This is a genomic window from Empedobacter sp. UBA7252, assembly GCF_002472765.1.
In the GTDB taxonomy this organism is placed as follows: domain Bacteria; phylum Bacteroidota; class Bacteroidia; order Flavobacteriales; family Weeksellaceae; genus Empedobacter; species Empedobacter falsenii_B.
Genome location: NZ_DKSQ01000091.1, coordinates 4,595 through 7,232 on the forward strand (window position 1 = coordinate 4,595; position 2,638 = coordinate 7,232).

General features: G+C 34.6%; 3 protein-coding genes. All 3 read left to right on the plus strand.

Features of this window, described 5'->3' with window-relative positions:
• The coding region (locus B2X73_RS13135; RefSeq protein ID WP_291096607.1) for a hypothetical protein at positions 1-215 on the plus strand (215 nt) is incomplete at its 5' end.
• Complete coding sequence (locus B2X73_RS13140; protein WP_070566167.1) at positions 190-1,011, plus strand: ImmA/IrrE family metallo-endopeptidase; 822 nt, start codon at positions 190-192, stop codon at positions 1,009-1,011. The genes B2X73_RS13135 and B2X73_RS13140, both read left to right, overlap by 26 nt.
• Before the next feature lie 205 nt (positions 1,012-1,216).
• The coding region (locus B2X73_RS13145) for a recombinase family protein (RefSeq protein ID WP_291096610.1) at positions 1,217-2,638 on the plus strand (1,422 nt) is incomplete at its 3' end.

Here is a 2,638-nt window from a genome sequence, read left to right on the forward strand (position 1 = left end):
CATGTTATATAAAGGATATACAAAAAGTTGCTTCCAAACTACCTCCAGCAAATGAAATTCTCAAAAGAGGAAAATTGGAAAAAAAATGGACAATTAATGCTGTAGCTGATGAAAATGTTGTTCAAAATATGGCGCAAGCAGCTCGGGATGGCAAAACGTTGACTGACTCATTAAGACAAAAAATGTTGGATGACAGAAAAAAATCAAAAACCTGAACTGAAAATTGCAAGAAAGAGAGTTATAGCTAAATTGGCGGAGGGAGTATTTGAGACATTTGATTATGGACTTCCTGTAGATCTAGAGAGGATAGCGAACGGAAGTGGCTTAACATTTAATTACGGCCATTACGAGGATTTCTTTGATGGAATGCTAGAGCACCTTTCTGGAGAATTTCATATCTACATGAATCTAGACAAAGCTGCGCAGGGAAGTCCTCGATCACGATTTACCTTTGCCCATGAGCTTGGCCATTATTATATTGATGAACACCGTATCGCACTTCAAGAAGGCTTCGCTCCGTCTCATCCTTCCTATACTAATTTCAAATCAGAGATAATTATTGAAAAAGAAGCAGATTATTTTGCTAGTTGTCTGCTAATGCCTGAAAACGAAATACAGAACGACTGTGATAAAAAGCAGTTTGGTCCTGAACTCATTGATCAAATTACAAAAAAATATCAGGTAAGTGCCACAGCTTTTTTACTTCGTTATATAAATCTTGAAAAGGTTCCGTTAATGGTAGTTTGTAGTAAAGGAGGGAAAATTGTTTGGAATTGGCAAGGTAAAGATTTTAGATTCAAATACTTGAAATCAATAAAAGGATCAATACCAGTTTGTACAGCAACCTCAGAATTTTATTCCAAAAATGTCGAGTATTCCACTCCTCAATCTGATTTATTCGCAGAAGACTGGTTCAATTACACTAATTGTGAACCTAATACATTTAAAATAACTGAGTATTGTATCTACGCAAAAAAATATAATATGGTATTAACCATTATATGGTATTAATTTGCTAAATACTACGCGGCCTATCTTTTCCGTCTTATTCTTCTAGGGGCTAGTGCTTTGGAAGTCTTAAAATCACATTTTCGTTTAGACATATCTACATCCTTACAAAGCTTAGTTAACTAGGTTGTTTCTTCAGCAGCAGTATCATCAGCTCCTATGATCCTTAATTCTTAAAAAATTGTTATGTATTATAAAGTAAAATGTTATGAAAACAGCCTATCTATACGTCCGTGTAAGCACAGACGAACAAAAGAAAAAGGGATACTCTTTGCCGGAACAAGAGGATAGATTATTAAAATATTGCCATTATAATAGTATTAAAGTTTTAGGTATTTATCGAGAAGACTATTCGGCAAAAGATTTTAATCGACCAGAATGGAAAAAGTTGCTTGCAATAGTCAAGCAGAAGCCAAGAGAAGATAAGAAAATACTATTTATTAAATGGGATCGATTCAGTCGAAATATAGAATATGCTTATGAAATGATAGGCTTGTTACGTAAATACAATACAACACCTATAGCGATCGACCAACCAATAGATCTTTCTGTTCCTGAAAGTACAGTTATGCTAGCTGTCTATCTATCGGTACCAGAAGCGGAGAACAGTAGAAGGGCCATGAACACCGCTAATGGAATTCGTCGCGCAAAACAAATGGGAAGATTTCCTGGCAAAGCGCCTTTAGGCTTCCTTAATAATACAGGGATTGATGGAAGAAAAATTATTGTACCCAAACAACCTGAAGCTGATATTATAAAATGGATATTTCGCCAACTGGCCAAGAACATCAATAAGATAGATCATATCCGAAAGATGGCCGATGCAAAGGGGTTAAAATGTTCACGTTCACATTTTTTTAGAATTATACGTAATCCGGTGTATTGTGGCCTTATCTCAATAAAGATTTCTTCAAAAGAGCAGCAAATGGTTAAGGGAATTCATGCCCCCTTGATTTCTGAAGTATTGTTTAATGAGGTTCAGCGTATTATTACTAGAAAAAGAGTAGTTACGTCTAAAACTAATGAATTGAATGAAACTTTTTATCTGAAAAGTTTTCTTCTATGTCCTATTTGCTACAAAAGGCTTTGTGGCAGCTTCTCTAAAGGCAAAACAAAAAGATATCCTTATTATCATTGTAATGCTAAATGTAAGGCAAGAGTAAATGCGTTAACTCTTAACGACGCTTATTGTAGTGAACTTCAGAGCCTACAGCTTTCTCAAAACGTGACTAAACTATTTAGTAGTATTTTGGAGGATTGTAATATAAATATAAAGAAAGCAGAAGATATACAGGAACGCAACATGTTAGTTCGAAGATTAAGGGATCAGGAGTTACTACTTTCCCAAGCAAGAAAACTATTTGTAGCTTCTGTATTAGGAAATGATGACTACTACGCTATTAAAAGAGAATATCAAATCAATTCTCAAAGTATTAAAGGAGAACTTTCCAATGTAAATACTAAATTGGAAAACTATAAGAAGCATCGTGAGTTGATGTCAGTTTCGTTCATAGATATTTTTCAAGTATTTAAACATTTAGAAACTGCAGATAAGATGCATTTGGTCAGCCTAATACCACCTAATAGATTTGACTTGCAGAAGAGAAGTGTATCCTTGCATCTTGATAGT